The sequence below is a fragment of the Natronoarchaeum rubrum genome (assembly GCF_024494695.1).
The window spans coordinates 36,162-62,327 of the sequence record NZ_JANHDP010000008.1 but is presented as its reverse complement, the minus strand read 5'-3'; the positions used below and the strand labels follow the sequence as shown (position 1 = coordinate 62,327).

Below are 26,166 nucleotides of genomic sequence, written 5' to 3'. Positions count from 1 at the left end.
GTGAACGGCGGGGGCTTTCACCGAGTTGGTAGTCGTAGCGGTTGTCCAGGAGAGTGCGGCGGGGGCTTTCAGAGTCCTGTACGCTCCTGGCCTCCCTCGATCGAACCAACACACCAGTACCTCGCAACCCACGCTGAAAGTCCCCGTCGTCGTAGGTCACGTATGACCACGCTCACAGACGAGGACAGGGCGATCCTCGAAACGCTCGAAGACGCCAACCGGAGCGTCGACGCCATCGCGGAGGGGCTCGACCGCGATCCCGACGCCCTCGACGACCGCCTGCAAGAACTCCACGACAACGGGCTCGTCCACGCGAAGGGCGAAGGCTGGTCCCTTACGAGAGACGGCCGCAATCTCCTGCGCGCGCCGGGCGACGGGAGCGCCGACGATCGGATCGACACGCCCGAGGAGGTCGAGGCTGCCATCCAGTCGTTCCAGGTCCGGCCCGACAGGACCGACGCCATCCGCGCGGCGTTCGCGTATCTCCGGCACTGGGACGAGGCGACCGCGGGCGAGATCGCCGCCGACGTGTACGACGAACACCCCGCGGGTTACCCCGATCCCGACGAGTGGTGGGAGCAGTTCGTCCGCGAGTACCTCGCCGAGCTGCCCGGCGTCCAGCGGCCCGACGACGGCGAGACGTGGCGCTACGACGAGACCGCGGGCGACGGCGGAACTGCCGCGCGAGACGACGCCGCGCCGGCCGACCAGCCGCGCACGAACGGCCGGGATGTCGATCTCGACGCGCCGACCGATCCGCGAGGGGGGCTGAAACACGCCCTCGAAACGCTGGACGCCGCGGACGCCGAGCGGGACGCCGTCCTCGCAGCCGCGACGTTGCTACGCGATCGCGGTACCGCGACCGAGGACGAACTCGCGGCCGCCATCCACGCCGACTACGACGCGGACTACGAGACGCCCGAGGCGCTCTGGGAGGGATGTCTGCGCCCCGCGTTCGAGTCGCTGCCCGAGATCGAGCGTCGCGGCGAGCGCCGGTGGCGTCACGCCGGGGCAGACGCCGAACCGGGGGTTGGAGGAGCGACGGATGCCGATGCGAAGACCGAAACGGACGCCGACACCCAGCCCGGAACGGATGCTGACGCCGAATCCGGAACCGGTGCCACCCAATCCGGAACGGATGCCGACGCCGAGACCGAGACGGCTGATGACGACGTTTGTCCGGTCTGTGGCAAACCGAGCGCGGGCCGGTCGGTCCACCTCGGCGGCGAGACGATCGTGCCGTCGCGACGGTCCCGATCGTGCATTCGCGCGACACAGATCGACGACGTCGCGGCCATCACGATCTACTACCACGACCGCGAGCGCGGGTGATACCACCCGGACGCTTGCGCGACGCTTGCGCGTCACTTGTTAGCGGGCCAACAGTTAACGGGACTCAGCGCGTCGACTCAGGTACGGGACCGTACGACGAACGACGGCCGAACTGCGGAACGGGGGATTCACGAAATCATGAGCGCATTCAACGCGATCGGAGAGGACCGGGAGATAGACCGCGACGAGTTCACGCCCGGGATCGAGCCCCAGCCGACCTGGTGTCCGGGCTGTGGCGACTTCGGCGTCCTCAAGGCGCTAAAAGGGGCGATGGCCGAAATCGGCCGCTCGCCCGAGGAGTCGCTCGTCGTCACCGGCATCGGCTGTTCGGGCAAGCTCAACAGCTACTTCGACAGCTACGGGTTCCACACGATCCACGGCCGCTCGCTGCCGATCGCCCGCGCGGCCAAGCTCGCAAACGACGGGCTAGAGGTCGTCGCCGCGGGCGGGGACGGCGACGGCTACGGCATCGGCGGGAACCACTTCATCCACACGGCCCGGGAGAACCACGACATGACCTACATCGTGTTCAACAACGAAATCTTCGGGCTCACCAAGGGCCAGACCTCGCCGACGAGCCCGAAGGGTCACAAGTCCAAGACGCAGCCGGGCGGGAGCGCGAAGAACCCGCTGCGGCCGCTGAGCCTGTCGCTGACCGCTGGCTCCTCGTACGTCGCGCGGACGGCCGCGGTCAACCCGAACCAGGCCAAGGAGATTCTCGTTGAGGCGATGGAACACGACGGGTTCGCCCACATCGACTTCCTGACCCAGTGTCCGACCTGGAACAAGGACGCGAGACAGTACGTCCCCTACATCGACGTCCAGGAGTCCGACGACTACGACTTCGACGTCACCGACCGCCGCGAGGCCCAGGAGATGATGTACGAGACCGAGGACGCGCTCAACGAGGGCACAGTGCTGACGGGCCGGTACTTCGTCGACGAGGATCGGCCGTCCTACCAGGAGGAAAAGCGGGCGATCGGCGAGATGCCCGACGAACCGCTCGCGGAGCGGTACATGGACGACGAGTACGACTGGGACGCCGAACGCTCCTACGACCTGCTCGACAGGCACACCTGATCGCGAGATGAGCGACTCACCACGCAACGGCGCCCCCGACTCGACGCCGGGGACGAGCGGCGGCGCGCCGCGCGACGCGATCTACGAGAGCACCGATCCCGAGGCCGAGCGCCGCGAGGCCCGCACCGGGCCGGGCGTCGACGACCGTTTCAACTCGCGGCTCCGCGAGGCGTTCGGCTCCGTCCCGTTCATTCTCACCAAGTTCGACACGTTCATGAACTGGGTGCGGGGCTCCTCGATGTTCATGCTGCAGTTCGGCATCGCTTGCTGCAGCATCGAGATGATGCACACGTACGCGGTCAAGCACGACCTCGACCGCTTCGGCTCGGGCGTCCCGCGGGCCAGCCCGCGACAGGCCGACGTGATCATCGTCCCGGGCACCATCGTCTCGAAGTTCACGCCCCGGATGAAGCGCGTCTACGACCAGATGCCCGAGCCCAAGTTCGTCGTCGGGATGGGCAACTGCACCGCCAGCGGCGGCCCGTTCCAGCAGGGGTACAACGTCGTCAAGGGCGCCGAGGAGGCGATTCCGGTCGACATCCAGATTCCGGGCTGTCCGCCCCGGCCCGAGGCGCTGGTCTACGGCGTCGTCAAACTGCAGGAGCGCATCGCCAACGGCGAGTCCTCGCCGGTGGTCGTCAAGCCCTACGAGCTCGAACAGTTCGGCGACCTGCCGAAGGACGAGGTCGTCGACGAACTGGCCGACCAGATCGACGAGGACGACCTCGTGATGCGGTACAACTGGGCCGATTCGCCATGACCGGACACGCTACGAGTCACCATGAGTAGACAAGAGGAGACGCCGCCCGTCGGCGTCACGGCCGAGGACGAGATCGACTACGACGAACTCGAAGCGCTGCTGGGCGAGCACGTCATCGGACGCGAGGATCACGTCAACGCCGGCGGGGTCGTGATCCGGCCCGACGCCGTTCAGGACGTGCTCTCGACGCTCAAGGACGAGGCCGGCTTCGATCACCTCTCGTGTCTCACCGCTCAGGAGTACGAGGACCGCTACGAGTCGATCTACCACATGCGGAAGTTCGACGATCCGACCCAGGAGGTCAACGTGATCGTCCCCGCCTCGAAGACCGGCCCGGTCAGCGAGAGCGCCGAGCCCGTCTTCCGCACGGCGGACTGGCACGAGCGCGAAGCCTACGATCTCGTGGGCATCGAGTACCAGGACCATCCTGACCTCAAGCGGATCCTCCTGCCCGAAACCTGGACTGGCCACCCGCTCTCGCTGGACTACGATCAGGACAAGCCCCAGATCGTCGCCTACCGAGCCCACGAGAATCCGCTGCAGGACCACCACAACCCCGAGGGGTCGAACACGATGTTCGTCAACATCGGCCCCCACCACCCCGCGACCCACGGCGTCCTGCACCTCAAGACCGTGCTTGACGGTGAGACGGTCGCGGACCTCGAACCCGACATCGGCTACCTGCACCGCTGCGAGGAGCAAATGGCCCAACAGGGAACCTACCGCTACCAGATCATTCCTTACTCCGATCGCTGGGATTACACGGCCAACATGCCCAACGAGTGGGGCGTCGCGCGAGCGATCGAGAGCCTCGCGGACCTCGACGTTCCGGAGTACGCGCAGGTGCTCCGGACGATGGCGACCGAGCTCGGCCGGATGCTCGGGCACTTCCTGGCGGCCGGGACGTTCGCGCTGGACACGTACGGCGACTTCACGGCGATCTTCATGTACGCGATGCGCGACCGCGAGAAGGTGCAAAATATCCTCGAAGATCTGACCGGGCAGCGGATGATGTTCTACTACTTCCGGCTGGGCGGGGTCGCCTGGGACCTGCCCGAGCCCCGCGACGAGTGGTTCGACAAGGTGCGGGACTTCCTGAACGACCTGCCCGGAACGATCGACGAGTACCACAACCTGTTCACCGAGAACGAGATCTTCCAGTACCGGACGATCGACACCGGCGTCATCTCCGAGGAGACCGCAAAGCAGTACGGCTGCACCGGCCCGGTCGGTCGGGCCTCGGGCGTCGACTACGACGTCCGCCGCGACGACCCCTACGGCTACTACGACGAGCTCGACTGGGACGTCGTGACGGCGACCGAGGGCGACAACTACTCGCGGTTCATGTGCCGGCTCCGCGAGATCGAGGAGTCGGCCCGGATCGTCGACCAGTGCATCGATCTACTGGAGGACTGGCCCGAGGACGAGCGCGAGATCCAGAGCAACGTCCCGCGGACGCTCCGCCCCGAGGCCGGGAAGGAGGTGTACGAGACCGTCGAGATCGCCAAAGGCGAACTCGGCGTCTACATTCGCTCGGATGGCACCAACAAGCCCGCCCGGTTCAAGATCCGCAGCCCGTGTTTCCACAACCTCCACGCGCTGCCGGAGATGGCCGAAGGCGAGTACGTCGCCGACATGATCGCCTCGCTGGGGAGCCTCGACATCGTGCTCGGGAGCGTGGACCGATGACCCACCGAACGGAGGACTCGCGACGATGATCGGACTGCTCAAATCGATGGCGACGACGATGAAGCACGCGCTCGACGGCAACACGTTCACCGTCGAGTACCCCGAGGACGCGCCCGAAGTGTCGCCGCGATTCAGGGGGATCCACAAGTTTAGCCAAGAGCGCTGTATCTGGTGTCGGCAGTGCGAGAACGTCTGTCCGAACGACACCATCCAGATCGTCACCGACGAGCAGCGCAATCCGGAACAGTACAACCTCCACGTCGGACAGTGCATCTACTGCCGACTCTGCGAGGAGGTCTGTCCGGTGGACGCGATCCTCCTCACGCAGAACTTCGAGTTCACCGGCGACACCAAGGACGATCTGGTGTACAACAAGGAACAGCTGAAGACGGTGCCGTGGTTCAAGGACATCGATCCGCTGGAGTCTCGGGAACCGGATCGCGGCGCGTGGATCGGCGAAGGGGAGGGGACGGTCGATTATCAGTGATCAGGTGGAAGGGCCCGCGTGCTCGCCGCGTCGGCGTCGAACTGCGACCTCGACGCCGCGAGCGGCGCCCAGCACGAGAAGCGCGAGTCCCCCGGTAAGCGTCAGGTAGACGCCGAGTTCGGGCTCGTACCGCGCGACGGATCGATATTCGGCGAGCATGGTTCCCGCGGCCCACAGTATCGGGACGGACGCCGCGACGAGAAACGGAGCCGGCGAGACGTCGTACCAGCGGGCGAGTAGCGTCCCCAGGGCCGCAACGATGGCGCCGACGATCACGAACCCGTCGAGTCCGTGTATCCCGGGTCGAAGTCCCTGCACCAGTTCGCTAGTAGACATGAGCGATCCGTCGGCGGTACGAACGGGGATTTTCCGCACCCAGGGAAGCCACGCGCCGACGACCGTCAGCGTCAGGGCGGCGAGCGTCCCCGCTTCGGTTCGAGAGGGCAGTGACGGGGGCACGTGTGCGCCGTCGGGTCACAGCGGTATCAGTTTTCGGCCTTTAGCTGTGGCGCGAGCCGAATCACCGGTATCTCGCGTCGCTCGGCGCCGGCCGTTTTCGCCCACGGTTTCGGAGTGGTTCCCGAGCGTAACGAGTAACCTCGACGCAAAGAAGGTGGTTCGCAAGCGTTACTTCGGGCTGGCGACCAGTACTCGACATGGAAGCGCCCTGCGTGCGAGTCGCCCGCGAGCGCGGCGAGGAGACGCGCCGCGCGCTCGCTGACGCCGACCTGGTCGCCGAGGACGTCGAGATCGACGCCGACGACGGCGTCCTCTACATCCCCGTGACCGATCCCGACGCCGTACCCGAGGAGTTCGAGGTCGTCAGCCGCGATCTCCCCGAGCGCTCGACGCCGGAGATGCCCGCCGACATCCTCGGCTACGATCCGAGCCTCGAACGTCTCGGCGACGTCGTCATCCTCGACGAGGACGACCCCGAGTGCGCCCGCGAGATCGCCGATGCCGTCGTCGCGTCGGCACTGCCCGTCGAGACGGTGCTGAATCGCGCCTCGAAGATCAAGGGCGAGCAGCGCGTCCGCGACTGGGACCTGCTGGCCGGCGACTCGACCGAAACCGTACACCGCGAGTACGGCTGCGAGTTCGCGGTCGACCTTGCCGAAGTGTACTTTTCGCCCAGACTCGCGACCGAGCGCCACCGCGTCACCGAGCAGATCGAGCCCGACGAGCGCGTGTTCGACATGTTCGCCGGCGTCGGCCCCTTCGCCGTCCCCGCCGCCGAGCGCGGCGCGACGGTCGTCGGGGCGGACGTCAACGTGCGCGCGATCGAGTACTTCCGGGAGAACGCGGAACGCAACGGCGTCGCCGACCAGGCAACCGCGATCGCGGGCGACGTCCGCGAGATTGCGCCCGACTACGAGGGCTGGGCCGACCGGATCGTGATGAACCTGCCCCACAGCGCCGACGAGTTCCTCGACGCCGCGGTGAGGATCGCCGGCGACGATTGCACGCTCCACTTCTACGACATCCAGCACGAGGACGACCCCTTCGGCCCCGGCGAGGCGGCGATCCGCGCGGCCGCCGAACCGGAGTACGAGGTGATCGTCGAGAACCGCCACGAAGTGCGATCCTACGCGCCCCACGAGCTGAACGTCTGTCTGGACGTTCGGCTCACGGCGAGGGAATGAAGCGAGTGCGAAACGGTGACATCGGGCAGCGGGCGTGCGACTTCGCAACCCTTAAGCAATCCATCGGGCGTATATTTTGATGCACACAGCACGCCGGTGTAGCTCAGACTGGCTAGAGCGATTCCTTCGTAAGGAATAGGCCGGGGGTTCAAATCCCCCCACCGGCTTACTTTTGCCGCGAGCAACCCCGCGAGCGACAAATATGTCTCGTTGGGTATTTGAATCAGAGAGCAGCTTTGCTGCGACCGTGGTTCAAATCCCCCCACCGGCTCTTCTCGCTGCGAACTCACGGACTCGGGAGCAGTGCGAGTAGCCTGCAATCCGGAGTTTAAAAATACGCGCTGCGAACGAGGGCGTATGGACCTCGTCGAAGCCACTGCGGAGGACCTCGACGCGCTCGTAACCCGATGGTACGACCTCGCGAAAGCGATGGAAGCGTACGACGATCTGAACGCGCTCGCCGACGCGGACATCGACGAGGTTCCCGAGGACGGCTTCCGCGCGCATCTGGACGACGAGGATGTCGCGGACTACCTCGTCGTCGATGACGACGAGACGATCGGCTTCGTCACGCTCCGCGAGGGACAGCACCCCTCGCGACAGTATTCACGATACCTCCGCATCGTGAATCTCGCGATCGACGAAGCTCATCGGAATGAGGGCCACGGTACGACGGTCGTCGAACGCGTGAAAGAGATCGCTCGCGACCGTGGCTGCGATCACCTCAAAGTCTCCTGTGACTGGCACAACGACGACGCGCGCCGGTTCTACCGCGACGCGGAGTTCCGACCGAAGCAGGTCGACTACGCGCAACCGCTGGAGTAGCCGACCGCCCAGCCGCCGTGCGGCCGGGTCAGTGGCGAAAGGATGTCGCGACGCGGCGTCGGCTCAGTCCGAATATCGGTGCGAGTACTGCCGAACTTCGGGCGGTTCGTACCGCTCGCCGTCGATCGTGTGTGTCCGCCGGCAGTTCGGACAGGCGTAGGCCGGCGACCGGTCGGTCCCGACGAACTCTACTCGGGCGCCACCGCAGCGCAAACAGAGATATTCGGGATCGTTCCCCTCGGGTCCCCGCTGCAGGCGCTGATCACCGACGACCTCGCTCTGGCGTTGAGAAATCGCCATGTGGTCAGTAGCGTATCTTACCTAATTAATAGCCCACAATTTCACTGCGAGTAATTGTTTGAGGATCGGAGTTACACGGCCCGTCCGACGGCGTCCCGCGGGGACGACCGGTAGAGCGGCGTCCGAATCGAACCGGCGACGGCGTCGTTCTTCGTCGCCGGACCGGCGTCGAGAGCAGGCTACCACCGATCGCTCAGTCGTGTCCGTGTCCCTTGTCGTGGCCCTTCTTTTTGCCTCGCCCGTGATCGTCGTCCTTCCAGACGTTCCCGAGAAGCTCTCGAATGTCCTTCCCGGTGATGTGGCCGTCGTCGTCAGTGTCGTAGAGGCTCACCAGCGGGCCGTTGCCGGTGATCGACCCGGCACTCTTGATCGTCAGCGTCGACGTCAGATCGCCGACCGAGAGCTCGTAGTCGCCCGGCTCGACGATCTTGGCTTGAATAGCAGGCACGTCGCCGGGTACGACCTCCAGCGCCGAGAGGTCGGCCTCCATCTTCACGGTTTGAGTCTCTCCGGCGTCGAGGTGGATCCGCTCGTAGCCCAGCAGTCGGCGGAGCGGCTGGAGCACCGAGCCGTAGGACTGGGTGTTGAACACCTCGACGACGTGCTCGCCGGCCACGTCCCCGGTGTTCTCGACGTCGACGCTGACCGTCACCGTCTCGGCCTTGGCGGGGTCTTTGACCGAACTGGGGGTCACCGAGAGGTTCGAGTATTCGAAGTCGGTGTAGCTCAGCCCATGGCCGAACTCGTACAGCGGGGTGTTGTCGGTCGCGCCCGTCGACGTCGGCGGGTAGCGGTTGTACGGCATCGGGACCGTTCCGACTGGCGTTCCGGGGTTCCGGGGCCAGCTGAAGGCGAGCTTGCCCGAGGGGTTGTACTCGCCGACGAGCGTCTCCGCGATGGCGACGCCGCCGTCGCTGCCGGGTTCACCGGCGAACAGGAGAGCGTCGAGCTGATCGAACGTCTCGGACTCGCCGCGGGGCGCGCCGGCGAGCATGACGCCGACGACGGGCGTGTCGTTGTCGGTCTCCTCGTCGACGACGTCGACGAGTTCCTGCTGGGCCTCGTCGAGGACGAGCTCGTCGCGGTCGCCGAACCCCTCGTTGTGACACCCCTCGCCGATCACGACGACGACGGCGTCGGCGTCCGGCGCGGCCGACCGGACGTCGGCTTCCTGCTCGTCGGTGAAGTCGAAGTTCCCGTTCTCGTCGCTCTGCTGGTTCTGGCCGTCGCCCTGGCCGGCCCACCACGTCGAGTTCTCGTAGGTCGTGGGGACGTGGGTCAGGTCGTCGACGCGGCTCTCCAGCTCGTCGACGAGCAGGTTCTGGCGCGGGTAGGGGCCGCCCGCGCTCGGGCCCTGCCAGCCCAGCGACCAGCCGCCGTGTTGCATCAGCGCCCGGGTGTTGTTGCCGTTCCCGTCGACGCCGGGGCCGGTCAGCAGCACGTCCTCGTCGCCCGACAGCGGGAGCGTCTCGTCGCCGTTCTCCAGCAGGACCATCGACTCCTTGGCGAGCTGCTCGGAGGCCTCCTGTGCGCCGCCGAGGGCGCCCCCGATGCGGGACTCGTCGACGGTGGGCTCCTCGAACAGGCCCAGATCGACCTTCAGCTCGAGGATCCGCCGGACCGCGTCGTCGACGCGCTCCATCGGGATCTCGCCGTCCTCGACCAGGCTCACGACGGTATCGATGAACTGGACCGGCCCCGGCGCGGTGCCGCCGTTGCCGATCATGTACATGTCCACGCCCGCGTTGATCGCCTCCTTCGTCGCGGTCCGGAAGTCGGGCGCGTAGTCGTGGTTCGAGAGCATCCGATAGAGGTCGTCCCAGTCCGAGAGGATCAGCCCCTCGAACCCGTAGCGCTCGCGGAGCACCTCGGTTAGCAGCCAGTGGGAGGCGTGGGCGGGCTTGCCGTTGACCGCGCCGCTGTTGACCATCACCGTGCCGGGTTCGGTCTCCAGCGCCTCCTGATACGGCGGGAATAGGTTCGTCCGGAGATCCCGCATCGACGTCGACGCCGGCGCCCGATCGTTGCCGTTGTTCGGGATCGAGTACGCGCCGAAGTGCTTGACGCAGGCGGCCATCCGGTCGTCGTCCTCCAGCGCTCGAGCGCGCGCACGCGAGACGTCGCCCTCTAACTTCGGATCCTCGCTGATCCCCTCGAAGAACCGGCCCCAGCGCGGGTCGCGCTGGAGATCTGTCGTCGGCGCGAACGTCCAGTGGGCGCCCATCGCCGCCGTGGCGTCGCTCGTGTGGCGCTCGGCTTCGGCGACGAGTTCCGGATCCCGCGTCGACCCCATGTTCAGTCGCTGGGGCAGCGACGTCGCGCCCTCCAGTAGGACGTTGCCGTGGGTCGCGTCGACGCCGTAGAGGAACGGAATCCCGTGGTCGGCGTGTTCGAGGTTGTACGCCTGAAGGTCGTTGATCCCTTCGACGACCGTCTGGGCGTCGAAGCTCGGCGGTTCGGCGCCTCCCGAGAGGATCGACCCGACGCCGAGCTTCGAGAAGTACTCGCCGAGCGTGTCGACGCCGAAGCTATCCGGGATCGCGTCCGAATCGGGGTCGAACGTCCCGATCGCGACCTGCGTCATCTGGGCGGCCTTCTGTTCGAGCGATAGCGAGTCGAGCAGTTCGTCTACGTCGTCTTCGTGGTCGTCGCCGCCCGCGGCGGCCTCGCCGGCGCCGATCGCCGCCGTCGCCGTCGCCGCCCCCGTCGCCTTCATGAACGTTCGCCGCGACGCGTCCGCTTTCGATGCCTCGTCGTGACCGTCATTGTCGTGTGGCATGGCAGAGAGCCATTCCCGTCCGGACGGGTTTGTTATTCGGTCTATAATCTATTTTTGTCGTGATAGTCTCGTTCGATTGCCGATCAACTCGAACGACGCGGCGCGCTACCGTCGGTGCCCTACCCGTCCCGGTCGACGACGGTCAGGTACCCGACGTACGCCAGCGCCGAGACGACCAGCGCGCCGGCCAACACCGTCACGCCCCCGTAGCCCTCGAGCGCGATCTCGGGAGCGGCCCAGAGCGCGGCTCCGCCCTCCACGGCGAAGACGACGAGCGTACCGTACACCGCGGCGAACGCCAGCGCCCTGGCCAGCGCGACGGCGCCGAGTCGGCGGCTGTTGAGCAGTTCGAGGACGAACAGCACCGCGATCGCGAGGAAGTAGAACGGTTCGGGGACGGCCCGTCCGAACTCGCCGCTCTCGCGGACCGCGAGGACGCCGTAGTAGCCCAGCGCCAGAAGGACGGCGCCGACGATCGTCAGCCCCAGCCCGTAGCCGCTCGCGTCGTCGCGCGTCGGCGGCGACACGCTGACCGCGCTCCCGGCCCCGTCGTCACCGCCGGACTCGGCGCTCGCGCCCGACCGTGACGGGTCGGCACTCGACTGCCCGGCGCCCGATCGCGACGAGTCTCGCTCGGCGTCGCCCATACGTCCTGTTCCGGGACGCCGCACTTAGTCGCCGGCCCCGTCCGAGTCCCACCGTCGGGTCGCCCCGACGCTCCGCGGATCGTCGCGCTCAAGAGCGGCGTCGCCGAACCTCGATTCGATGGACGCACACCGGTACCACTACGACACCGTCGTCGCCGCGATTCGACTGCTCGACGAGCACGACGAGGCCCTCGGAGAACCCGACGAACTGCGCGACCGACTCGTCGAACTCGGCGGGATCCTTCGCGACGGCGTCGACGACGACGCCGAGTTGCGGCTCGGCGATCACGACGTGAGCCACCTGTTGCCCGACCGGAACTGATCGCCCCGTGGCGCGGATCGTTGCGCGTCTGACTAAGAGTTAAGTTTCCACCTTCACTTGGCCAGTACATGGAGACGACATCTGAGGAGATCACCGCCCTCGTCGGCAGGGAAGTGTACTCGAACAACGGGGTGTTCGTCGGAGAAGTGGAGGACGTTCGCCTGAACCTCGACAACCAGAAGGTGACCGGGCTCGCGCTCCACGAACTGAACCCGGAACTGTTCTCGGGGTACGTGGGCGACTCCCGCGGCGTGTTGATTCCCTACCGCTGGGTTCGCTCCGTGGGGGACGTGGTGCTGATCAACGACATCATCGAGCGACTCCGTCCGCGAGAGGACGACGGCGCCGACGAGGTCGTCGTCTGAACGGTCGACCTGCTTTTCGACGCACCGTCGCAGTCTCGCGCGTTCCCGTTTCGTCACTACGCCCGAGACCGTCGATCAGGGTCCGGTGTAGGCGCTGCCGCCGGCCGCGCCGGTCGCCGGTCGCCGCTGGTCGACCTCCGCTCTCGGTCGACGGACGCGCTCTGTGTGACTCATTATCAGATTTTTTGGAAGTAATATCACTTCATTCTTTCCCTCCTCTCGGTTTAGCAGACGAAAACTCCCGGCGGGCTCCCCTCCGCCGATGCTTAATCATTGTTCGGATAATATAAACGAATGAAACATCTGCCTTGATTGCGGCCAATAAAATTAAGTGTTAACCGGTCCTCAGCTGTACCCAGAGATGAATTCAAATTTACTCGACAGGCAACTTGACGATATCCTCCGGGAACTGCTGGCCGACGCCGACGACGAGCTGTTTCTCGTGAACCCGTCGCGGGAAGCGATCGAGTCGTTCGTCGACGTGGCGACGGCGTTCGACGACGACCGGCCGCTGGTCCGACTGCTCGCCGACGAGCGGACGCTCAAGGACGTGATGGACGACTTCATCGTCGCGAGCAACACGGCCGACCTCGTCGACGCCGGCGTGCTCGAACTACGAACGACGGAGTCGCCGCCCGGGAACTCGCTGGCGCTGACGGCCGACGCCGTCGTCGCGCTGGTCGACGCCGGCAACCAGGTCGGCGGCCTCGTCTCCGACGACGACGGGTTCGTTGAGTCGGCTCACGATTCCTACCAGAGCCGCTGGGAGAGCGCCGACGAGTACAATCTCCGCACGCCGCCGATCACGCGCGTTCGCGAGACGCTCTCCGAGGAGATCAGCCCGGAAGCCGAGGACGACTTCACGAACATCCTCGACTCGCTCGAAACCGCCCGCGGTGACGGCGACGGCCTCGACGAGGTGACGATCAGCCTGCTGGTCGCCGCCAAGAACGAGGCGTTGCTGTACGACATCAGCAAGTGGGGCGAGGACGTCGGCATCGCCAGCAAGGCGACGTTCTCCCGAACGAAGACCAAGCTCGAAGATATGGGCCTGATCGACACGGAGAAGGTGCCGATCGACGTCGGCCGCCCGCGTCTGCGCCTCAAGCTCGGCGACGACCGCCTGACCGACGCCGACAACGGCCAACTCGCGACGACGGCCCAGTCGATCCTCAACTGAAGCGGTCTGCGGCTCGATTCTTCTACTCTCCCGATCGCGAGCGATAGCGCTCGGGCAGCGCGTCCGGCGGCCGACGAGCCAGGCGCGCGCGCGACGATTCCGACCCTTTTACCGGCGTACCGACGGAGACACTGGCATGGACGTTGTTATCGTCGGATCCGGCCCCGCCGTCGGTGCCGTGGAGGCCGCGCTCGACGACGTGGACGTACAGGCCCGGTCGGCCTCGGCCGGCGAGATTGAGGCGGCCGACGTCGCGGTCGTCTGCGACCTCGCGGGCGCCGAGACGTTCGAGCGAGCGAACACCGCCGCCCTCGCCGGGAACACGCCGTGGCTCTCGATCGAGGTCGGCGGCGTCGGCGGCCGCGGCGTCGCCGAACTTGACGCTGCCGTCGCGGGCTATGCCCCTTCGACGGGCTGTCACGACTGCCTGCGGACCCGCGTCGCGGCGAACGCCGAGGACGATCCGGTCGAACCGAGCGCGGATCGCGCCGCGGTGCGCATGGCCGGCGCCCTCGCGGGCCGCGAACTGGTCGCCCTGCTGTCGGGCGAGGAGTCGACCGTTCTGGGGGGCGTCGTCGAACTTCCACACCACCGCCGCGAGTTTCTGCCGGTCCCGAACTGCGAGTGCCAGCAGGACGGCCCGGACCGCTCGCTCGGACGCGACGACGAGTCGCTCTCCGTCGAGGACGCCCTCACGCGGGCCGAGCGCGCGCTCGACGAGCGCGTCGGGATCGTCCGCTCGGTCGGCGAGATCGAGTCGTTCCCGGCGCCGTACTACCTCGCACAGCTCGCCGCGACCGACGGGTTCAGCGACGCGAGCGCGCCCTCCCAGGCCGCCGGCGTCGACGACGACTGGAACCCGGCGTTCATGAAGGCGCTGGGGGAAGCCCTGGAGCGGTACGGCGCGGCCGTCTACCGGACCGACGAGTTCGAGCGCGCTCCGCCCGCAGAGCTCGACGACGCCGTTCCGCCCGCGGCGTTCGTCCTGCCCGACGGCGTCGACGCCGATCCCGCCGAGCCCCTCCCCTGGATCGAGGGCGAGGAACTGGCGAGCGGCGACTCGGCGACGTTGCCTGCCGAGAAGGCCGTCTTCCCGCCGCCGGAACGCCGGTTCGGGCCGTCGATCACGACCGGGCTCGGCCTCGGCGCTTCGACCGCCGACGCGGTGCTCTCGGGACTGTACGAGGTGATCGAGCGCGACGCGACGATGCTGGCGTGGTACTCGACGTTCGAGCCGCTCGAACTGGCGATCGACGACGAAGGGTTCGACGCGCTCGCGCGCCGCGCCGCCGGCGAGGGGCTCTCGGTGACGCCGCTGCTGGTCACGCAAGACGTCGACGTTCCCGTCGTCGCCGTCGCCGTCCACCGCGAGGGCGAGTGGCCCCGCTTCGCCGTCGGTTCGGACGCCGACCTCGATCCGGTCGCGGCGGCGCGGGGCGCCCTCGCCGAGGCGCTCCAGAACTGGATGGAGCTGCGCTCGATGGGGCCCGACGACGCGGCCGAGCAGAGCGGCGCGATCGGCGCGTACGCCGAGTTTCCCGAGGAAGCTCGGTCGTTCCTCGACGCCGGCGGGCCGATTCCCGCCGACTCGGTCGGCCCGGACGAGGCGCCGACGGGCGCCGCCGAACTCGACGCCGTCGTTGAGCGCGCGACCGACGCCGGCCTGACGCCCTACGGCGTCCGCCTGACGCCCCGTGATCTCGACGCCGTCGGCTTCGAGGTCGTCCGCGTGCTCGCGCCGTCGGCCCAGCCGCTCTTTACCGGCGACTCGTTCTTCGGCGAGCGCGCTCGCTCGGTGCCCGACGATCTCGGGTTCGAACCGCGGCTCGATCGGCGGCTGCATCCGTATCCCTGATCGACGGGCTTCGGACCCCCGCAACGCTGTAGTTTTAAGATCCCGTCCGCCGTTAGATTACGTGGTGTGGCAATTATACGCATGAATGGGATAATCGAGGGGGAGAGGCGACCGTGACGACCGAATTCGATCTCCCCTGTGCGACCTGCGGGGGCGACCTGACTCAGCGGACGATCGCCGGCGCCGCGCTCGACGTCGACGTCGCCGAGACCGTCCCGGTGGCCGAGTGCGTCGACTGCGGTGGGCGGTACTTCCCCGAGCAGACGCTGAACAGAGTCAGTTGAGGGCGGCGTCCGAACGAGCGGTCGCCGTTCAGATGCCGAGCGTCGCGCGCAGGAAGTCGCGCGATCCCGGTCCGAGACCGACTGCCAGCACGGTCACCAGCAACAGCAGCGCGTAGCCCGGACTCTCGTCGAAGATCCGTTCGTCGAACACCCAGACGACGAACACCGCGGCCGCCAGCTTGACGACGATGAACGGCCAGGTTCCGCCGATCGTTTCGGTCAGCCACGCCGGCTGAACCTTCGGCGTGAAGTTGTGGATGAACCCGTTGACGACGTGTTTCGGGCCGTAGGCGGGCAGTCCCAGTTCCGGCCCGAAATCGAGACTCAGCACGTTGGCGATGCCGTCGACGAGGTGGCCCCAGATGATCACCAGCCCCATGTAGCCGGTGCCGCGATTGATGTGGGGCGCGAACTGCTCGATCACCACCCAGGTCGCGCCGGCCAACAGCGTCGCGCCGCCGAGCGTGACCAGCGGGACGATGGCGTTGAAGCCGACCACGTCGGTAGCCTGGACCGCGTACGCCAGCCACGCCAGCGTCATCGTGAGGACGACGGCGCCGACCGCCGCGAGGGGCACCTGAAAGCGCTCGACGACGCCGCGCCGAGCGAGTGCGATGCCGCCGAGCACCCCCGACAGCGTCACGAAGAACACGGTAAAGTAGATGAAGGGGCTGATGAACAGCGCGCTGAAGGGGAACGGGATCGCCACCGGCGAGTCGGGCCCGACGGCGACGCTGACGTCCTCGACGACCCGGAGCGCCCCGCCGAAGAACACGAACGGGACGAGCGCGTAGAACGTCGCCGGGGAGTAGTCGAAGTCCAGCCGCTTGATCAGCAGGTAGACGCCGACGAGCATGAACACGAGCACCAGCGCGTACGTGACCGTCGAGACGGTCGTGTACCCCGGCGTCGCCGCGTAGCCGGCGGCTTCCTGACACTGCGCCACCGAGCCGTAAAACGTCGTCTCGCCGTTGTGGCGGACCGCACACTCCGCGCCGCGGGTGCCGTCCGCGACCACGGGGCCCCAGTAGTACCGCCAGAGGAAGCCGGCGTAGACGCGGCTCGGAAAGAGGGCGGAGCCGAGCACGAGGAGGGTGGTGATCGCCCCGGCGACCGCGACCCACGCCCGGGCGGGATCGATCCGATCTGACAGCTCGTCCATACAGGAGTGCCCGTATGCGCGGGGTTTCAGCGTTCCGGTCTCGGGTACGCGACGCGCACGAGCCGACGGCGTCCGGATCGAGAGGCCGACCCGCTCAGTTCTCGCCGCCGACGGCGTCGACCAGCCGATCGTGGGCGCGGCCGTTCGACGCCACCAGTCCCTCGCTATCGACCGTCCAGCGGTCGCCGTGGACGTCGGTGACGACGCCGCCGGCCGCCCGCACGAGCCCGACCCCGGCGACGGCGTCCCACGGATTCGGCGGGATCGGCGTCGCCGCGGCGTCGAGCGCGCCCGACGCGACCAGCGAGAGTGTCGGCTGGGCCGCGCCGATGCGCCGCAGGTCGCCGAAGCGCTCGCCGAGACGGGCGATCGTGTCGCCGTAGCTACCCTCCTCGGTGAAGCCCCACCACATCGTCAGCGCGACGGCGAACGCCGCCGGGTTCGAGCGCTCGCTGACCGAGACGGGCTCGCCGTTCATTCGTGCGGTCGAGCCGTCCGTGACGTACGCGTCGCCGAGTGCGGGGAGCACGTTCGCCGCGGCGACTGGCTCGCCGTCCTCGACGGCGGCGACGCTGGTCGCCCAGAACTGGACGCCTCGCACGTAGTTGGCGGTGCCGTCGATCGGATCGACGATCCACGCCGGTCCCTCCGCGGGCACCTCCTTTCGAGCGTCCGCTTCTTCGGCGACGATCGGCACGTCCGGGGTGGCATCGCGCAGTTCGGTGAGCACAGCCCGCTGTGCTGCGCGGTCGGCCTGCGTGACGAGGTCGGCCTCGTTCGATTTCGTCTCGACGTCGAGCCGACCGCGGAACGTCTCGGCGGCCGTCTCGCCGCCCGCGCGGGCGGCGCGCTCGGCGACGCTGGCGGGATCGTCGATATCCATGCGTCGAGTACCGCCGCGGCGGCAGTTAGGGGCGTCGATGGCGGCATCCGGCCACCGCCCCGGATGTCTCGACTCCGTTACCTGTCGAACGACTGCCTGTGTCGATGCTATTACAAGGGTCGCAATCCACCAGACTACCAATGGAGGCCGTCCTGTGGTACGTGTTTACGGGTACTCGGGGCGGAGCGAATCGCGCGCGGATTCTCCGGGCGATCGACGACCGGCCCCGTAACGCCAACCAGCTCGCCGAGGACCTCGAACTGGACTACAAGACGGTCCGCCACCACCTCGATGTCCTGCGGGACAACGAGATCGTCGAGAAGAGCGGCGAGGACTACGGCGCGATCTATCTGCCGACCGACCGAGCGCGCCACCACTGGGACACCGTCGAACAGATCCTCGAACAGGTGAACTAACTATGGACGAATTTGGGAAAGAGTATAACCGGGCTGGATGGATAGAGGTGGACAGATGACGCTCTGGGTCGACGTGGTGCGCGTTGCGGTCTTCGCGAACGTAGCGCTGCTGCTGGCGCTGGGCTACGTCTGGGGCCGCAACTACCTGCAGTTCCGCTCGAAGCACACGCTCGGACTGCTGCTGTTCGCCGCGTTCCTGCTCACCCAGAACCTGCTGAACCTGTACTTCTACCTCGTCCATCCGGACCTCTCGCCCTGGTGGCACAGCTCCGCCGTCCCGCCGATCGTCTGGCGCGCCCAGATGCTGTTGCACGTGAGCCAGACGATCGGCCTGGCGATCCTGGCGTGGGTCACCTGGGACTGAGTCTCGCCGGTCCACCGGTCGTTCGCGGTCGCTTTTTATACTCCGTTCGCTCGTCACCCCGATATCGATATCGCCGCATAGATGGCCACTGCACGCGTTTTGGAACGGAATACGAACGAAATTGGGTGACAGTTCGGGAAATCGACTTTAAATACCTCTTCGACTGTCGGAGTATGCGGCAACGCATCACCGCGGCACTGATGATCGTCGTCGTGACGACCAGCATCGGGCTGGTCGGCGCGGCGCCCGCAGCGGCGGGAGATACAGCAACGGCAACCTCGGATCACGCGGCGTCGGTGACGTTCGCCAACCAGACCTCCGGCGGTACGACGGTCACCGTCGACGAGGTGACGCTCCCCGACGGCGGCTTCGTGACGATCCACGATAGCAGCCTCGCCGACGGCGAGACGTTCGGTAGCGTCGCCGGCACGAGCGCGTACCTCGAAGCGGGCACCCACGAGAACGTGACGGTCACGCTCGCGGACTCGCTGAACGAGGACGAGCGGCTCACCGCGATGGCCCACCGCGACACCGACGGCGACCGCGCGTACACGTTCGTCTCCAGCAACGGCCAGGCCGACGGCCCCTACACCGCCGACGGCGGCGCCGTCGTGGCGAGCGCGAACGTGACGGTCTCGGCCACGGTGTCGATCTCCGACCAGCCAACCGACGGCGGCTCGATCGTCGTCGATTCGGTCGAACTCTCCGAGGGCGGCTTCGTGACGATCCACGACGCGAGCCTGCTCGACGGCGAGACGTTCGCGAGCGTCCGGGGTACCAGCGAGTACCTCGAAGCGGGCCACCACGAGAACGTGCGCGTTCACCTCGACGACGAACTGTCGGAGAACGCGACCGTGATCCCGATGCCTCACACGGACTCGAACGACAACGAGATGTACGACTTCGTCGAGGACGAAGGCGGCGCCGATGGTCCCTACGTCGACGGCGACGGCGCGATCGTCGACACCGCGAGCGCAACGCTCCAGACCGAGGCGAGTGCGACCTTCGACGCCCAGGCCTCGGGCGGCAACCACGTCACCGTCGAGCAGGTGTTCGTGCCCGAGGGCGGCTTCGTCACGATGCACGACTCCTCGATCAACGACGGCGCGGTGTTCGACAGCGTTCGCGGCACCAGCGAGTACCTCGCGCCCGGGCTGCACCACGACGTGACGGTCGCCCTCGACGACCCGCTGACCGAGGACGGCACGCTCGTCGCGATGCCTCACATGGACTCGAACGGCAACGAGATGTACGACTTCGTCGCCGAGGAGGGCGGCGCCGACGGCCCCTACACCGCTGACGGCGGCGCGGTCGTCGACGCCGGGATGGTCACCGTCTCGGCCTCGGTCTCGCTCGCCGACCAGACGTCCGACGGCACCGCCGTGGTCGTCGAGGACGTCGATCTCTCCGAGGGCGGGTTCGTGACGATCCACGACTCCAGCCTGTTCGCCGGCGAAACGTTCGGCAGCGTGATCGGCACGAGCGAGTACCTCGAAGCGGGCCACCACGCGAACGTGACCGTCACGCTCGACGAGCCGATCACCGAGACGCGGTCGCTCGTCGCGATGCCTCACACGGACTCGAACGACAACGAGATGTACGACTTCGTCGAGAGCGAGGGCGGCGCCGACGGTCCCTTCACCGCCGACGGCGGCGCGGTCGTCGACGCCGGAACGGTGAGCGTTCCGGCCGCAGTCTCGATCAGCGATCAGGAGAGCGACGGCACGATCGTCGTCGACTCCGTCACGCTCTCGGACGGCGGCTTCGTCACGATCCACGACGCGACGGTTCTCGACGGCGCCGTGTTCGACAGCGTCCGCGGCACCAGCGAGTACCTCGCGCCCGGCACCCACGAGGACGTCGAGATCAGTCTCGACAGCCCCTACGAGGAAGACGGCGTCGCGGTCGCGATGCCCCACATGGACACCGACGGTGACGAGATGTACGACTTCGTCGAGGACGAAGGTAGCGCCGACGGTCCCTACACCGCCAACGGCGGTGCCATCGTCGCCGACGCGTCGGTGATGGCGTCCGGTGGCATGGACGACGACATGAACGAGTCGGACGGGATGGACGACTCCGACGGAATGGACGAATCGGACGGGATGAACGAGTCTGACGACATGGACGACTCCAGCGGGATGGACGATACTGACAGCTCGGACGACGAGAACGCCGACTCGGACGGCAGCCCCGGCTTCGGCGTCGCGGTCGCCGCGCTCTCGCTGCTGGGCGCGAGCCTGATCGCCCTGCGGTCCCGCCGGTAACCCGGCGTTTTCGGCCCTCTCCGCGCTTTCGACGCTCTTTTTCGCTGCCGATTCGCGTCGACGAGCGCCCGCTCTGGATTCTCTCCCGAACCGGGGACGCCGATGGATGGCCAACTGTCGACGAGTCGTCACGACGCCGATCGCACCGCGACGCCGCTGACCGGTCGGCACGACGCCGATCGCACCGCGACGCCGCTGACCGGTCGACACGACGCCGACCGCACCGCGACGCCGCCGCCCTCGAACCGACTCGCGAGTTCGGGGATCTACACCGGGGCGCGCAGCATCTGCTGGTTCTCCAGATACTGCTGCATCCCCTCGGCGGCCCGGTAGGCCAGCGCGCCGACGGTGCCGGTCGGGTTGTAGCCGCTGTTGTGCGGGAACGCCGAGGCGCCCGGGATGAACAGGTTCTCCGCGTCCCAGCACTGGAGATACGTGTTGACGACCGACTGGGAGGGGTCCGAGCCCATGATCGCCCCGCCGGTGTTGTGGGTCGACTGGTAAGGGACGATGTCGAAACTGCCCTCCAGCGACGTGTTGGCCTCGACGGTTTCGGCGCCCATCTCCTGCATGATCTCCTCCAGCTGGGGGCCGATGTGCTCGACGAGATTCCGGTCCTGCGGTCGCCAGTCGAACGTCATCCGCAAGAGCGGGTTACCGTACTGGTCGGTGTAGGTGGGATCCAGATCGAGGTAGTTGCGCCGGAACGGCATCACCGCGCCCTGCGCGGCGATCGAGAGCGTGCTGTGGTTGTTCTCCAGACTCTGCGCTTTGAACTCCGACCCCCACGACGGGGTGCCCTCCGGGACGGGATTGTTGACGATCGGTCGGTCGCCCGTCTGGGAGATCGCGACGTTGCCGCCGTGGAGGAAGTCCAGGTCGGAGTGGTCGAAGTTGTCGCCGTTGTAGTCGTCGATGGCGGCGCCGAGCGCTCCGGCGCCCATGTAGAGGTTGAACTGCTCGTCGAAGAAGCCGGTCGCGCTGGCCTGGAAGTTCTGGTAGCAGTAGTTCTTCCCGACGACGCCCTCGCCGGTCTCGGGGTCGTACGGTTCGCCGATCCCCGACAGCAAGAGCAGCCGAACGTTGTTGAGCACGTACGCGGTCAGCGCGACCGATCGGGCCGGCTGTTCGTACACGTCGCCGGTCTGCTCGTCGACGTACCTGACGCCGGTCACTCGGCCCGCGTTCTCGTCGTACATCAGTTCGACGACGTTCGAGTGCGTCCGGAGTTCGTAGTTGCCGGTCTGCTGGGCGACCGGCAGGACGGTGATGATCGGCGAGGACTTGGCGCCCCACTCGCAACCGAAGCGCTCGCAGAAGCCGCAGTACTGGCAGGCCCCCAACTCGACGCCGTCGGAGTTGGTGTACTCCTCCGAGAGGTTCGCCGAGGGCGCCATGAACGGCTCGTACCCGAGGTTGTTCGTCGCGTCGATGAACCGTTCGAGCGACGGCGGCGTCTCCATCGGCGGGAGCGGGTAGTCCCGGGCTCGGGCGCCCTCGTAGGGGTTACCCGCCTCCTGGGTCTCGCCCTGCAGGTTCCCGGCCGCGCCCGAGATGCCGGCCATGTACTCGAACTCGTCGTAGTACGGTTCCAGCTCCTCGTAGGTGATCCCCCAGTCCTGAAGGAGCATGTTGTCGGGAATCGCATCCTGCCCGTAGCGGTCGAGCGTCAGCGAGCGGATCTGGAAGTCGTAGGGCAGGAAGCGCCAGGTCTGGCCGTTCCAGTGGACGCCCGCGCCCCCGACGCCCGTCCCGGGCAGGAAGGCGCCGTACCGCCGCATCGGCAGCGCCGTCTGGTCGACGTTGTTCCGGAAGGTGATCGTCTCCTTCGAGAGGTCCTGCATCAGCTTGTACCGGAGCGCGTACCCCAGCTCGTCGTGGACCGTCAGGAAGTCTTCGGTCGTCACCTCGCCGCCCCGCTCCAGGCCGACGACCTGATAGCCCGCCTCCGAGAGTTCTTTCCCCACGATGCCGCCGGTCCAGCCGACGCCGACCGTCACGACGTCGACCGGATCGAGTTGTTGTACCATCTGTGTTGTTCGATCCGTGGTGCGCTGCAGTCCGGCAGCGCGGCGTTCGATCGCTCGATCCCCCTCGCACCGGCGCCGTCGGCGTCGATCAGTGCGAGTGGCCCGCGCCGCGCTCGCCCGCGACGTTGCCGTCGCTCCCGCCGCCGTCTCCGGTACTGTTGCCGCTCGATGCGTTACCCCCCTCCGACGCGTCGGTGCCCTCGGACGCGTTCGCGTCACCGCCGGTCGTGTCGTCGCCGCCCGAGACGTTACCGCCCGATGCGTTGCCGCCGCCGGACACGTTGCCGCCCGCCGGATCGACGCCGCCGGTCGGGCCGAGGTCGGCCACCTGGTCGACGTCGTCGGCGATCGAGCGGAACTCGTCGGGAGCGACGTACGCCTCCTGGTCGATGATGTCCCGGTAGCTCCCGAGCGCGCCCGGCGTTCCGGGGAAGTTCTTCAGCCGCCAGCCGACCATCTCGCGGTTGCCGCCGTACATCGGGTCGGCGAACATCCCTTCGAGCGTGTTCTGGCGCAGCATCGAGAAGAACGCGTCCGGCGTGATCCCGCGGAACGTGTCGACGTTGCCGCTCTCGAGCGCTTCGAGCACGGCGTCCTGCTGGCCGGGATCGAGGTCGACGAAGCTCGACCCGTACTCGTTCTGGCAGTACTGTTCGACGTAGTCCAGCGAGAACTCGTAGGTCTCCGCGGGCGACATCGGGAACTGCCAGCCCTGCGTGGCGCTGGGTTCCTGATTCGCGAACGAAACCTCGACGTCCGGCTCGGCGGGTTCGGCGTCGCCGACGAACGGCGCCGTCGGATCGACGCCCGCGAACGGACCTTCCATGTACCATCGCTCTCCTCGCCCCCAGGCGTCGTTGAGCTGGCGGTCGATGAAGTACACCACGCCCGCCTCGGGCGCGCCCGGTCCGTTCTCGTCCGAGGGATAGATGCGCGCCGTCATCGCGTGGACCAGCTCGGCCTGTTCGATCGAGAGGTACTGTAGCCCCTCGGGTTCGAGCTCTACCTCCTGCATCTGATCGACGTCGAAGTCGTCGGTGAACCACCCTTCGGGGTCGATCGCCAACCCGCCGGCGACGACGCCGCCGCCGACTTTCATCGCGTTCCTGCGCGTGAAGTCGAGCGTCTGATCTTCGTCTGTCACGAGTTGACATCCCACACTCCCGTTCAAAATCGTATTCGAAGAGCGATTAGATAATCAACGTGTATCGTTTGTCGTGACACTCGCCGGTAGCGAGGCGACCGGCGACAGTGTTCCAGGGTTACCGGTACGCGATCTGACCGTAAGTCGGCGGACTGGACGAGCTCGCGCCGGTCGCCCTCGCTTCGACGAATCAGATCCTGTCGAAAGCCAGGATGCCTCGGTCGACTCGGTATCCACGCGCGATGACTCGTGGTCGCGACGACACGTCCGCCGGGGAACAGCTACTACAGCTGTCACGGCGCCACGCGCAGGATCATGCAGTCTCGGCGGGTCGTGCCGGCCCCATCCGCGCCCGACGTACGGCCGCGCTCACAGAACCGAAACCGCGACCCGGTGCTCGTCGTCGGTCGCCAGCGTCACCTCGTCGACGACGCACTCGCGGACCGCCTCGCGCCACGCCGCCACGGCATCCCGATGGCGTTCGCGGTGGCGCTCGCGGGTGTATTCGGCGTCGGGATCGGCGCGCAGGGCGTCCTCCGTCTCCGCCGGTTCGGGATACGCGGGCGGCTCGTCGACCAGTTCTCGTGGACCGACGTGGATCGGCGCCGGCGCGTCGTAGGTGTCCTCTCCCGGGACGTGGAGCCGGGCTCGCATCCGCCCGCTAAAGGGCGGCGTGATCCGGAGCACGGCGTCGCCGCCGCTTCGCATCTCGGCTTCGAGCGCCGCGGCCAGGTCGTCGCCGCGGACGGCGATCGACCGGATCGCCGTCGGGTCGTCGGACTCCGTCATCGACTGCGGTTGGGGCTGAGACCACTTAGCGGTCCCGCGGGTCGACGCCGCCGTCGCTACGGAAGTAGAAGTGTGAGAAGTTTGCGAGGGCAAGACGCTCCGTCTTGCCGCACTGTTGCCAGTGCGAGGGAAGGGATTTGAACTACGCGGTCGGCGAAGCCGCCCTCTCGTTCAATCCCTCCCTCTGTGCATCTCGCTCGGCGCGTTCGTGCGCCTCGCGGCGATGCGAGGGAAGGGATTTGAACCCTTGGACCTCTACAGGAGCGGATCTTGAGTCCGCCGCCGTTTCCGGGCTTGGCTACCCTCGCACGCACCCGGACGAACGAACTCACCCACGTTTAAGCCATCGGTTTGTCGGAGTACGGGGCGCCGTCAGCGGTCGGCGTACGCCGCCTCGACCTGGCGCCGAAGCTCGGCTTCGTCGGCCGCGTACGCGAGGTGGGCCTCACAGTCGCAGTCGGAGGCCCCGAAGCCCGCGACCGGACTGGCGGGCAGTTCGCTCGCGACGGCACACTCCACGTCGGCGCCCGGCGCGCGGACGACGTCCCGGAGCGCTGTGGCGTCGTGGCCGAGGAGATAATCGACGTGCCAGTGTCGCACGTCGTGCTCGCCCGCCGCGACGCGACGGTGGCGATCGACCCGGGAGAAGCCCCCGGTTCCCAGCGCGGACCCGGTGTAGGCGTACCAGCCCGGATCGAGCGGCTGCGATCCCAACGCGCCGATCGACGGCGCGATCGCTTCGGGAAGTTCGATCAGGAGCGTGTACGTCCCGCCGGCCATCCTACTCGACGCTGACCGGTCCGTCGTCGGATGCGCCGGGCGACCACTCGATCTCGAACTCGACGCTGAGTTCCTCCTCGCCGCCGCCGGTCTCGCGCTCGGCCTTGATCTCGAACTCCGAACGCTCGGCGGGGTCGAGTTCGATCGACTGCTCGCCGGCCGAGAGGGTGATCGACCCCCCGGCGTCGAGCTTGTCGGCCACTGCGCGCAGCGTCTCGGCGATCTCCGCACGGGACTGGGTTCGCTCGGATTCGAACAGCACTTCTTCGGGCATACCACCACCTACGGGCCGGACGACAATAAGACGGCGGGACGCCGTTGCGCGGCCTGCACCGGCGCGAAACACCACCCGGACCCGTCCGATTCGGTTTCTCGCCGGGGAATACTGGCCGATTCCGCGTAAGACGACATATTTATTTTCCGACGTTCCGATCACACTGGTAGTTATCAATGTACGACCTGACAGGCTTCCAGCGAGACCTGCTGTACGTCGTGGCCGGGCTCGACGATCCACACGGGCTCGCGATCAAGGAAGAACTCGAAGAGTACTACGAGAAGGAGATCCATCACGGCCGCCTGTATCCGAATCTCGATACGCTCGTCGAGAAGGGGCTCGTCGAGAAAGGCGAGCGCGACCGGCGCACCAACGAGTACACGTTGACGCGGCGCGGCCGCAGGGAACTCGAAGCCCGCCTCGACTGGGAAGCCGGCTACGCGTCGACGTGATCGGGCGTCGCGCGCCGACCAGCGACTGATCGACCGCACCGACGACCCGCCTGTCGG

At 67.3% G+C, this 26,166-nt stretch carries 28 protein-coding genes and 2 tRNA genes; 18 read left to right on the top strand and 12 right to left on the bottom strand.

From position 1 onward, the window contains the following. Nucleotides 1–162 precede the first annotated feature (162 nt). The 5 genes from NO931_RS18390 (at nt 163) to NO931_RS18370 (ending at nt 5,348) form a co-directional block, all read left to right on the top strand. Complete coding sequence (locus tag NO931_RS18390) at nt 163–1,332, top strand: Lrp/AsnC family transcriptional regulator (protein ID WP_256393825.1); 1,170 nt, start codon at nt 163–165, stop codon at nt 1,330–1,332. Between the two features lie 138 nt (nt 1,333–1,470). After that, on the top strand, nt 1,471–2,412 hold the full coding sequence (locus tag NO931_RS18385; protein ID WP_256393824.1) for a thiamine pyrophosphate-dependent enzyme: 942 nt from the start codon (nt 1,471–1,473) through the stop codon (nt 2,410–2,412). Between the two features lie 7 nt (nt 2,413–2,419). Beyond that, nucleotides 2,420–3,172 carry an NADH-quinone oxidoreductase subunit B gene (locus tag NO931_RS18380; protein WP_256393823.1) on the top strand — a complete coding sequence of 251 codons (753 nt, stop codon included), beginning with the start codon at nt 2,420–2,422 and terminating at the stop codon, nt 3,170–3,172. A 21-nt stretch (nt 3,173–3,193) separates the two neighbouring features. After that, nucleotides 3,194–4,861 carry an NADH-quinone oxidoreductase subunit D gene (locus NO931_RS18375; protein ID WP_256393822.1) on the top strand — a complete coding sequence of 556 codons (1,668 nt, stop codon included), beginning with the start codon at nt 3,194–3,196 and terminating at the stop codon, nt 4,859–4,861. A 25-nt stretch (nt 4,862–4,886) separates the two neighbouring features. Beyond that, nucleotides 4,887–5,348, top strand: a complete 462-nt coding sequence (locus NO931_RS18370; RefSeq protein ID WP_256393821.1) for a NuoI/complex I 23 kDa subunit family protein — start codon at nt 4,887–4,889, stop codon at nt 5,346–5,348. Here the strand turns inward: NO931_RS18370 and NO931_RS18365 are convergent, their stop codons facing one another. After that, nucleotides 5,349–5,807, bottom strand: a complete 459-nt coding sequence (locus NO931_RS18365; protein ID WP_256393820.1) for a hypothetical protein — start codon at nt 5,805–5,807, stop codon at nt 5,349–5,351. It lies immediately after the preceding gene. A 197-nt stretch (nt 5,808–6,004) separates the two neighbouring features. Between NO931_RS18365 and NO931_RS18360 the strand changes: the two genes are divergently transcribed. From NO931_RS18360 to NO931_RS18350, 3 genes are all read left to right on the top strand, one after another. Next, nucleotides 6,005–6,991, top strand: a complete 987-nt coding sequence (locus NO931_RS18360) for a class I SAM-dependent methyltransferase (protein WP_256393819.1) — start codon at nt 6,005–6,007, stop codon at nt 6,989–6,991. A gap of 92 nt (nt 6,992–7,083) precedes the next feature. Next, nucleotides 7,084–7,158: transfer RNA gene (locus NO931_RS18355), tRNA-Thr, on the top strand. A gap of 190 nt (nt 7,159–7,348) precedes the next feature. After that, the gene (locus NO931_RS18350; protein WP_256393818.1) at nt 7,349–7,816 is read left to right on the top strand and encodes a GNAT family N-acetyltransferase; all 468 of its coding nucleotides are present in this window, start codon (nt 7,349–7,351) and stop codon (nt 7,814–7,816) included. Nucleotides 7,817–7,879: 63 nt separating this feature from the next. Here NO931_RS18350 and NO931_RS18345 read toward each other — a convergent pair whose 3' ends face one another. From NO931_RS18345 to NO931_RS18335, 3 genes are all read right to left on the bottom strand, one after another. Beyond that, entirely contained in the window at nt 7,880–8,116 is a 237-nt protein-coding gene (locus NO931_RS18345) for a hypothetical protein (protein ID WP_256393817.1), read from the bottom strand. Nucleotides 8,117–8,309: 193 nt separating this feature from the next. Beyond that, complete coding sequence (locus tag NO931_RS18340; protein WP_256393816.1) at nt 8,310–10,895, bottom strand: glycoside hydrolase family 3 protein; 2,586 nt, start codon at nt 10,893–10,895, stop codon at nt 8,310–8,312. A 119-nt stretch (nt 10,896–11,014) separates the two neighbouring features. Continuing rightward, nucleotides 11,015–11,542, bottom strand: coding sequence for a hypothetical protein (locus NO931_RS18335; RefSeq protein ID WP_256393815.1), 528 nt, complete (start codon nt 11,540–11,542; stop codon nt 11,015–11,017). A gap of 118 nt (nt 11,543–11,660) precedes the next feature. On the opposite strand from NO931_RS18335, the gene NO931_RS18330 reads away from it, so the two are divergent. The 5 genes from NO931_RS18330 to NO931_RS18310 all read left to right on the top strand — a co-directional run bounded on the left by NO931_RS18330 (nt 11,661) and on the right by NO931_RS18310 (nt 15,548). Further along, complete coding sequence (locus NO931_RS18330) at nt 11,661–11,864, top strand: hypothetical protein (RefSeq protein WP_256393814.1); 204 nt, start codon at nt 11,661–11,663, stop codon at nt 11,862–11,864. Nucleotides 11,865–11,932: 68 nt separating this feature from the next. Then, the gene (locus NO931_RS18325; RefSeq protein ID WP_256393813.1) at nt 11,933–12,229 is read left to right on the top strand and encodes a PRC-barrel domain-containing protein; all 297 of its coding nucleotides are present in this window, start codon (nt 11,933–11,935) and stop codon (nt 12,227–12,229) included. Between the two features lie 361 nt (nt 12,230–12,590). Then, a complete protein-coding gene (gene tbsP, locus NO931_RS18320; protein ID WP_256393812.1) occupies nt 12,591–13,409 on the top strand; it encodes a transcriptional regulator TbsP in 819 nt (272 codons plus the stop codon). A 136-nt stretch (nt 13,410–13,545) separates the two neighbouring features. Beyond that, on the top strand, nt 13,546–15,264 hold the full coding sequence (locus tag NO931_RS18315; protein WP_256393811.1) for a SagD/YcaO family ATP-dependent cyclodehydratase: 1,719 nt from the start codon (nt 13,546–13,548) through the stop codon (nt 15,262–15,264). A 113-nt stretch (nt 15,265–15,377) separates the two neighbouring features. Then, nucleotides 15,378–15,548 (top strand): hypothetical protein, encoded by a 171-nt coding sequence (locus NO931_RS18310; RefSeq protein WP_256393810.1) that lies wholly within the window; start codon nt 15,378–15,380, stop codon nt 15,546–15,548. 28 nt (nt 15,549–15,576) lie between these two features. Here the strand turns inward: NO931_RS18310 and NO931_RS18305 are convergent, their stop codons facing one another. After that, the gene (locus NO931_RS18305; RefSeq protein ID WP_256393809.1) at nt 15,577–16,710 is read right to left on the bottom strand and encodes a DUF63 family protein; all 1,134 of its coding nucleotides are present in this window, start codon (nt 16,708–16,710) and stop codon (nt 15,577–15,579) included. A gap of 94 nt (nt 16,711–16,804) precedes the next feature. Continuing rightward, complete coding sequence (locus tag NO931_RS18300) at nt 16,805–17,593, bottom strand: inositol monophosphatase family protein (RefSeq protein WP_256393808.1); 789 nt, start codon at nt 17,591–17,593, stop codon at nt 16,805–16,807. A 140-nt stretch (nt 17,594–17,733) separates the two neighbouring features. Here NO931_RS18300 and NO931_RS18295 point away from each other — a divergent pair, with 140 nt between their 5' ends. From NO931_RS18295 to NO931_RS18280, 4 genes are all read left to right on the top strand, one after another. Next, nucleotides 17,734–18,009, top strand: a complete 276-nt coding sequence (locus NO931_RS18295) for an ArsR/SmtB family transcription factor (RefSeq protein WP_256393807.1) — start codon at nt 17,734–17,736, stop codon at nt 18,007–18,009. 55 nt (nt 18,010–18,064) lie between these two features. Continuing rightward, nucleotides 18,065–18,373 (top strand): DUF8036 family membrane protein, encoded by a 309-nt coding sequence (locus NO931_RS18290; RefSeq protein ID WP_256393806.1) that lies wholly within the window; start codon nt 18,065–18,067, stop codon nt 18,371–18,373. Nucleotides 18,374–18,546: 173 nt separating this feature from the next. Further along, complete coding sequence (locus NO931_RS18285; protein ID WP_256393805.1) at nt 18,547–20,640, top strand: DUF7282 domain-containing protein; 2,094 nt, start codon at nt 18,547–18,549, stop codon at nt 20,638–20,640. Between the two features lie 102 nt (nt 20,641–20,742). Beyond that, the gene (locus NO931_RS18280) at nt 20,743–20,973 is read left to right on the top strand and encodes a hypothetical protein (RefSeq protein WP_256393804.1); all 231 of its coding nucleotides are present in this window, start codon (nt 20,743–20,745) and stop codon (nt 20,971–20,973) included. Here the strand turns inward: NO931_RS18280 and NO931_RS18275 are convergent. The 6 genes from NO931_RS18275 to NO931_RS18250 all read right to left on the bottom strand — a co-directional run bounded on the left by NO931_RS18275 (nt 20,907) and on the right by NO931_RS18250 (nt 25,657). Further along, entirely contained in the window at nt 20,907–22,670 is a 1,764-nt protein-coding gene (locus tag NO931_RS18275; protein ID WP_256393803.1) for a GMC family oxidoreductase, read from the bottom strand. The two genes, NO931_RS18280 and NO931_RS18275, sit on opposite strands and share 67 nt — an antisense overlap. Before the next feature lie 88 nt (nt 22,671–22,758). Then, nucleotides 22,759–23,814: a gluconate 2-dehydrogenase subunit 3 family protein gene (locus NO931_RS18270; RefSeq protein ID WP_256393802.1), complete on the bottom strand. Its 1,056-nt coding sequence runs from the start codon at nt 23,812–23,814 to the stop codon at nt 22,759–22,761. Nucleotides 23,815–24,183: 369 nt separating this feature from the next. Continuing rightward, complete coding sequence (locus tag NO931_RS18265) at nt 24,184–24,603, bottom strand: DUF8009 family protein (RefSeq protein ID WP_256393801.1); 420 nt, start codon at nt 24,601–24,603, stop codon at nt 24,184–24,186. Nucleotides 24,604–24,827: 224 nt separating this feature from the next. Then, nucleotides 24,828–24,911: transfer RNA gene (locus NO931_RS18260), tRNA-Leu, on the bottom strand. Between the two features lie 64 nt (nt 24,912–24,975). Next, the gene (locus NO931_RS18255; protein WP_256393800.1) at nt 24,976–25,383 is read right to left on the bottom strand and encodes a GIY-YIG nuclease family protein; all 408 of its coding nucleotides are present in this window, start codon (nt 25,381–25,383) and stop codon (nt 24,976–24,978) included. A 1-nt stretch (nt 25,384) separates the two neighbouring features. Then, on the bottom strand, nt 25,385–25,657 hold the full coding sequence (locus NO931_RS18250; RefSeq protein WP_256393799.1) for an amphi-Trp domain-containing protein: 273 nt from the start codon (nt 25,655–25,657) through the stop codon (nt 25,385–25,387). A 176-nt stretch (nt 25,658–25,833) separates the two neighbouring features. On the opposite strand from NO931_RS18250, the gene NO931_RS18245 reads away from it, so the two are divergent. After that, nucleotides 25,834–26,109, top strand: coding sequence for a PadR family transcriptional regulator (locus tag NO931_RS18245; protein ID WP_256393798.1), 276 nt, complete (start codon nt 25,834–25,836; stop codon nt 26,107–26,109). The last annotated feature ends 57 nt before the right edge of the window (nt 26,110–26,166 follow it).

What these genes read in the sequence shown, in the direction of transcription:
- NO931_RS18390 (WP_256393825.1), top strand. Translation starts at nt 163, where the DNA reads ATGACCACGCTCACAGACGAGGACAGGGCGATCCTCGAAACGCTCGAA.
- NO931_RS18385 (WP_256393824.1), top strand. Translation starts at nt 1,471, where the DNA reads ATGAGCGCATTCAACGCGATCGGAGAGGACCGGGAGATAGACCGCGAC.
- NO931_RS18380 (WP_256393823.1), top strand. Translation starts at nt 2,420, where the DNA reads ATGAGCGACTCACCACGCAACGGCGCCCCCGACTCGACGCCGGGGACG.
- NO931_RS18375 (WP_256393822.1), top strand. Translation starts at nt 3,194, where the DNA reads ATGAGTAGACAAGAGGAGACGCCGCCCGTCGGCGTCACGGCCGAGGAC.
- NO931_RS18370 (WP_256393821.1), top strand. Translation starts at nt 4,887, where the DNA reads ATGATCGGACTGCTCAAATCGATGGCGACGACGATGAAGCACGCGCTC.
- NO931_RS18360 (WP_256393819.1), top strand. Translation starts at nt 6,005, where the DNA reads ATGGAAGCGCCCTGCGTGCGAGTCGCCCGCGAGCGCGGCGAGGAGACG.
- NO931_RS18350 (WP_256393818.1), top strand. Translation starts at nt 7,349, where the DNA reads ATGGACCTCGTCGAAGCCACTGCGGAGGACCTCGACGCGCTCGTAACC.
- NO931_RS18345 (WP_256393817.1), bottom strand. Translation starts at nt 8,116, where the DNA reads ATGGCGATTTCTCAACGCCAGAGCGAGGTCGTCGGTGATCAGCGCCTG.
- NO931_RS18340 (WP_256393816.1), bottom strand. Translation starts at nt 10,895, where the DNA reads ATGCCACACGACAATGACGGTCACGACGAGGCATCGAAAGCGGACGCG.
- NO931_RS18335 (WP_256393815.1), bottom strand. Translation starts at nt 11,542, where the DNA reads ATGGGCGACGCCGAGCGAGACTCGTCGCGATCGGGCGCCGGGCAGTCG.
- NO931_RS18330 (WP_256393814.1), top strand. Translation starts at nt 11,661, where the DNA reads ATGGACGCACACCGGTACCACTACGACACCGTCGTCGCCGCGATTCGA.
- NO931_RS18325 (WP_256393813.1), top strand. Translation starts at nt 11,933, where the DNA reads ATGGAGACGACATCTGAGGAGATCACCGCCCTCGTCGGCAGGGAAGTG.
- tbsP (WP_256393812.1), top strand. Translation starts at nt 12,591, where the DNA reads ATGAATTCAAATTTACTCGACAGGCAACTTGACGATATCCTCCGGGAA.
- NO931_RS18315 (WP_256393811.1), top strand. Translation starts at nt 13,546, where the DNA reads ATGGACGTTGTTATCGTCGGATCCGGCCCCGCCGTCGGTGCCGTGGAG.
- NO931_RS18305 (WP_256393809.1), bottom strand. Translation starts at nt 16,710, where the DNA reads ATGGACGAGCTGTCAGATCGGATCGATCCCGCCCGGGCGTGGGTCGCG.
- NO931_RS18300 (WP_256393808.1), bottom strand. Translation starts at nt 17,593, where the DNA reads ATGGATATCGACGATCCCGCCAGCGTCGCCGAGCGCGCCGCCCGCGCG.
- NO931_RS18295 (WP_256393807.1), top strand. Translation starts at nt 17,734, where the DNA reads ATGGAGGCCGTCCTGTGGTACGTGTTTACGGGTACTCGGGGCGGAGCG.
- NO931_RS18290 (WP_256393806.1), top strand. Translation starts at nt 18,065, where the DNA reads ATGACGCTCTGGGTCGACGTGGTGCGCGTTGCGGTCTTCGCGAACGTA.
- NO931_RS18285 (WP_256393805.1), top strand. Translation starts at nt 18,547, where the DNA reads ATGCGGCAACGCATCACCGCGGCACTGATGATCGTCGTCGTGACGACC.
- NO931_RS18280 (WP_256393804.1), top strand. Translation starts at nt 20,743, where the DNA reads ATGGATGGCCAACTGTCGACGAGTCGTCACGACGCCGATCGCACCGCG.
- NO931_RS18275 (WP_256393803.1), bottom strand. Translation starts at nt 22,670, where the DNA reads ATGGTACAACAACTCGATCCGGTCGACGTCGTGACGGTCGGCGTCGGC.
- NO931_RS18265 (WP_256393801.1), bottom strand. Translation starts at nt 24,603, where the DNA reads ATGACGGAGTCCGACGACCCGACGGCGATCCGGTCGATCGCCGTCCGC.
- NO931_RS18255 (WP_256393800.1), bottom strand. Translation starts at nt 25,383, where the DNA reads ATGGCCGGCGGGACGTACACGCTCCTGATCGAACTTCCCGAAGCGATC.
- NO931_RS18250 (WP_256393799.1), bottom strand. Translation starts at nt 25,657, where the DNA reads ATGCCCGAAGAAGTGCTGTTCGAATCCGAGCGAACCCAGTCCCGTGCG.
- NO931_RS18245 (WP_256393798.1), top strand. Translation starts at nt 25,834, where the DNA reads ATGTACGACCTGACAGGCTTCCAGCGAGACCTGCTGTACGTCGTGGCC.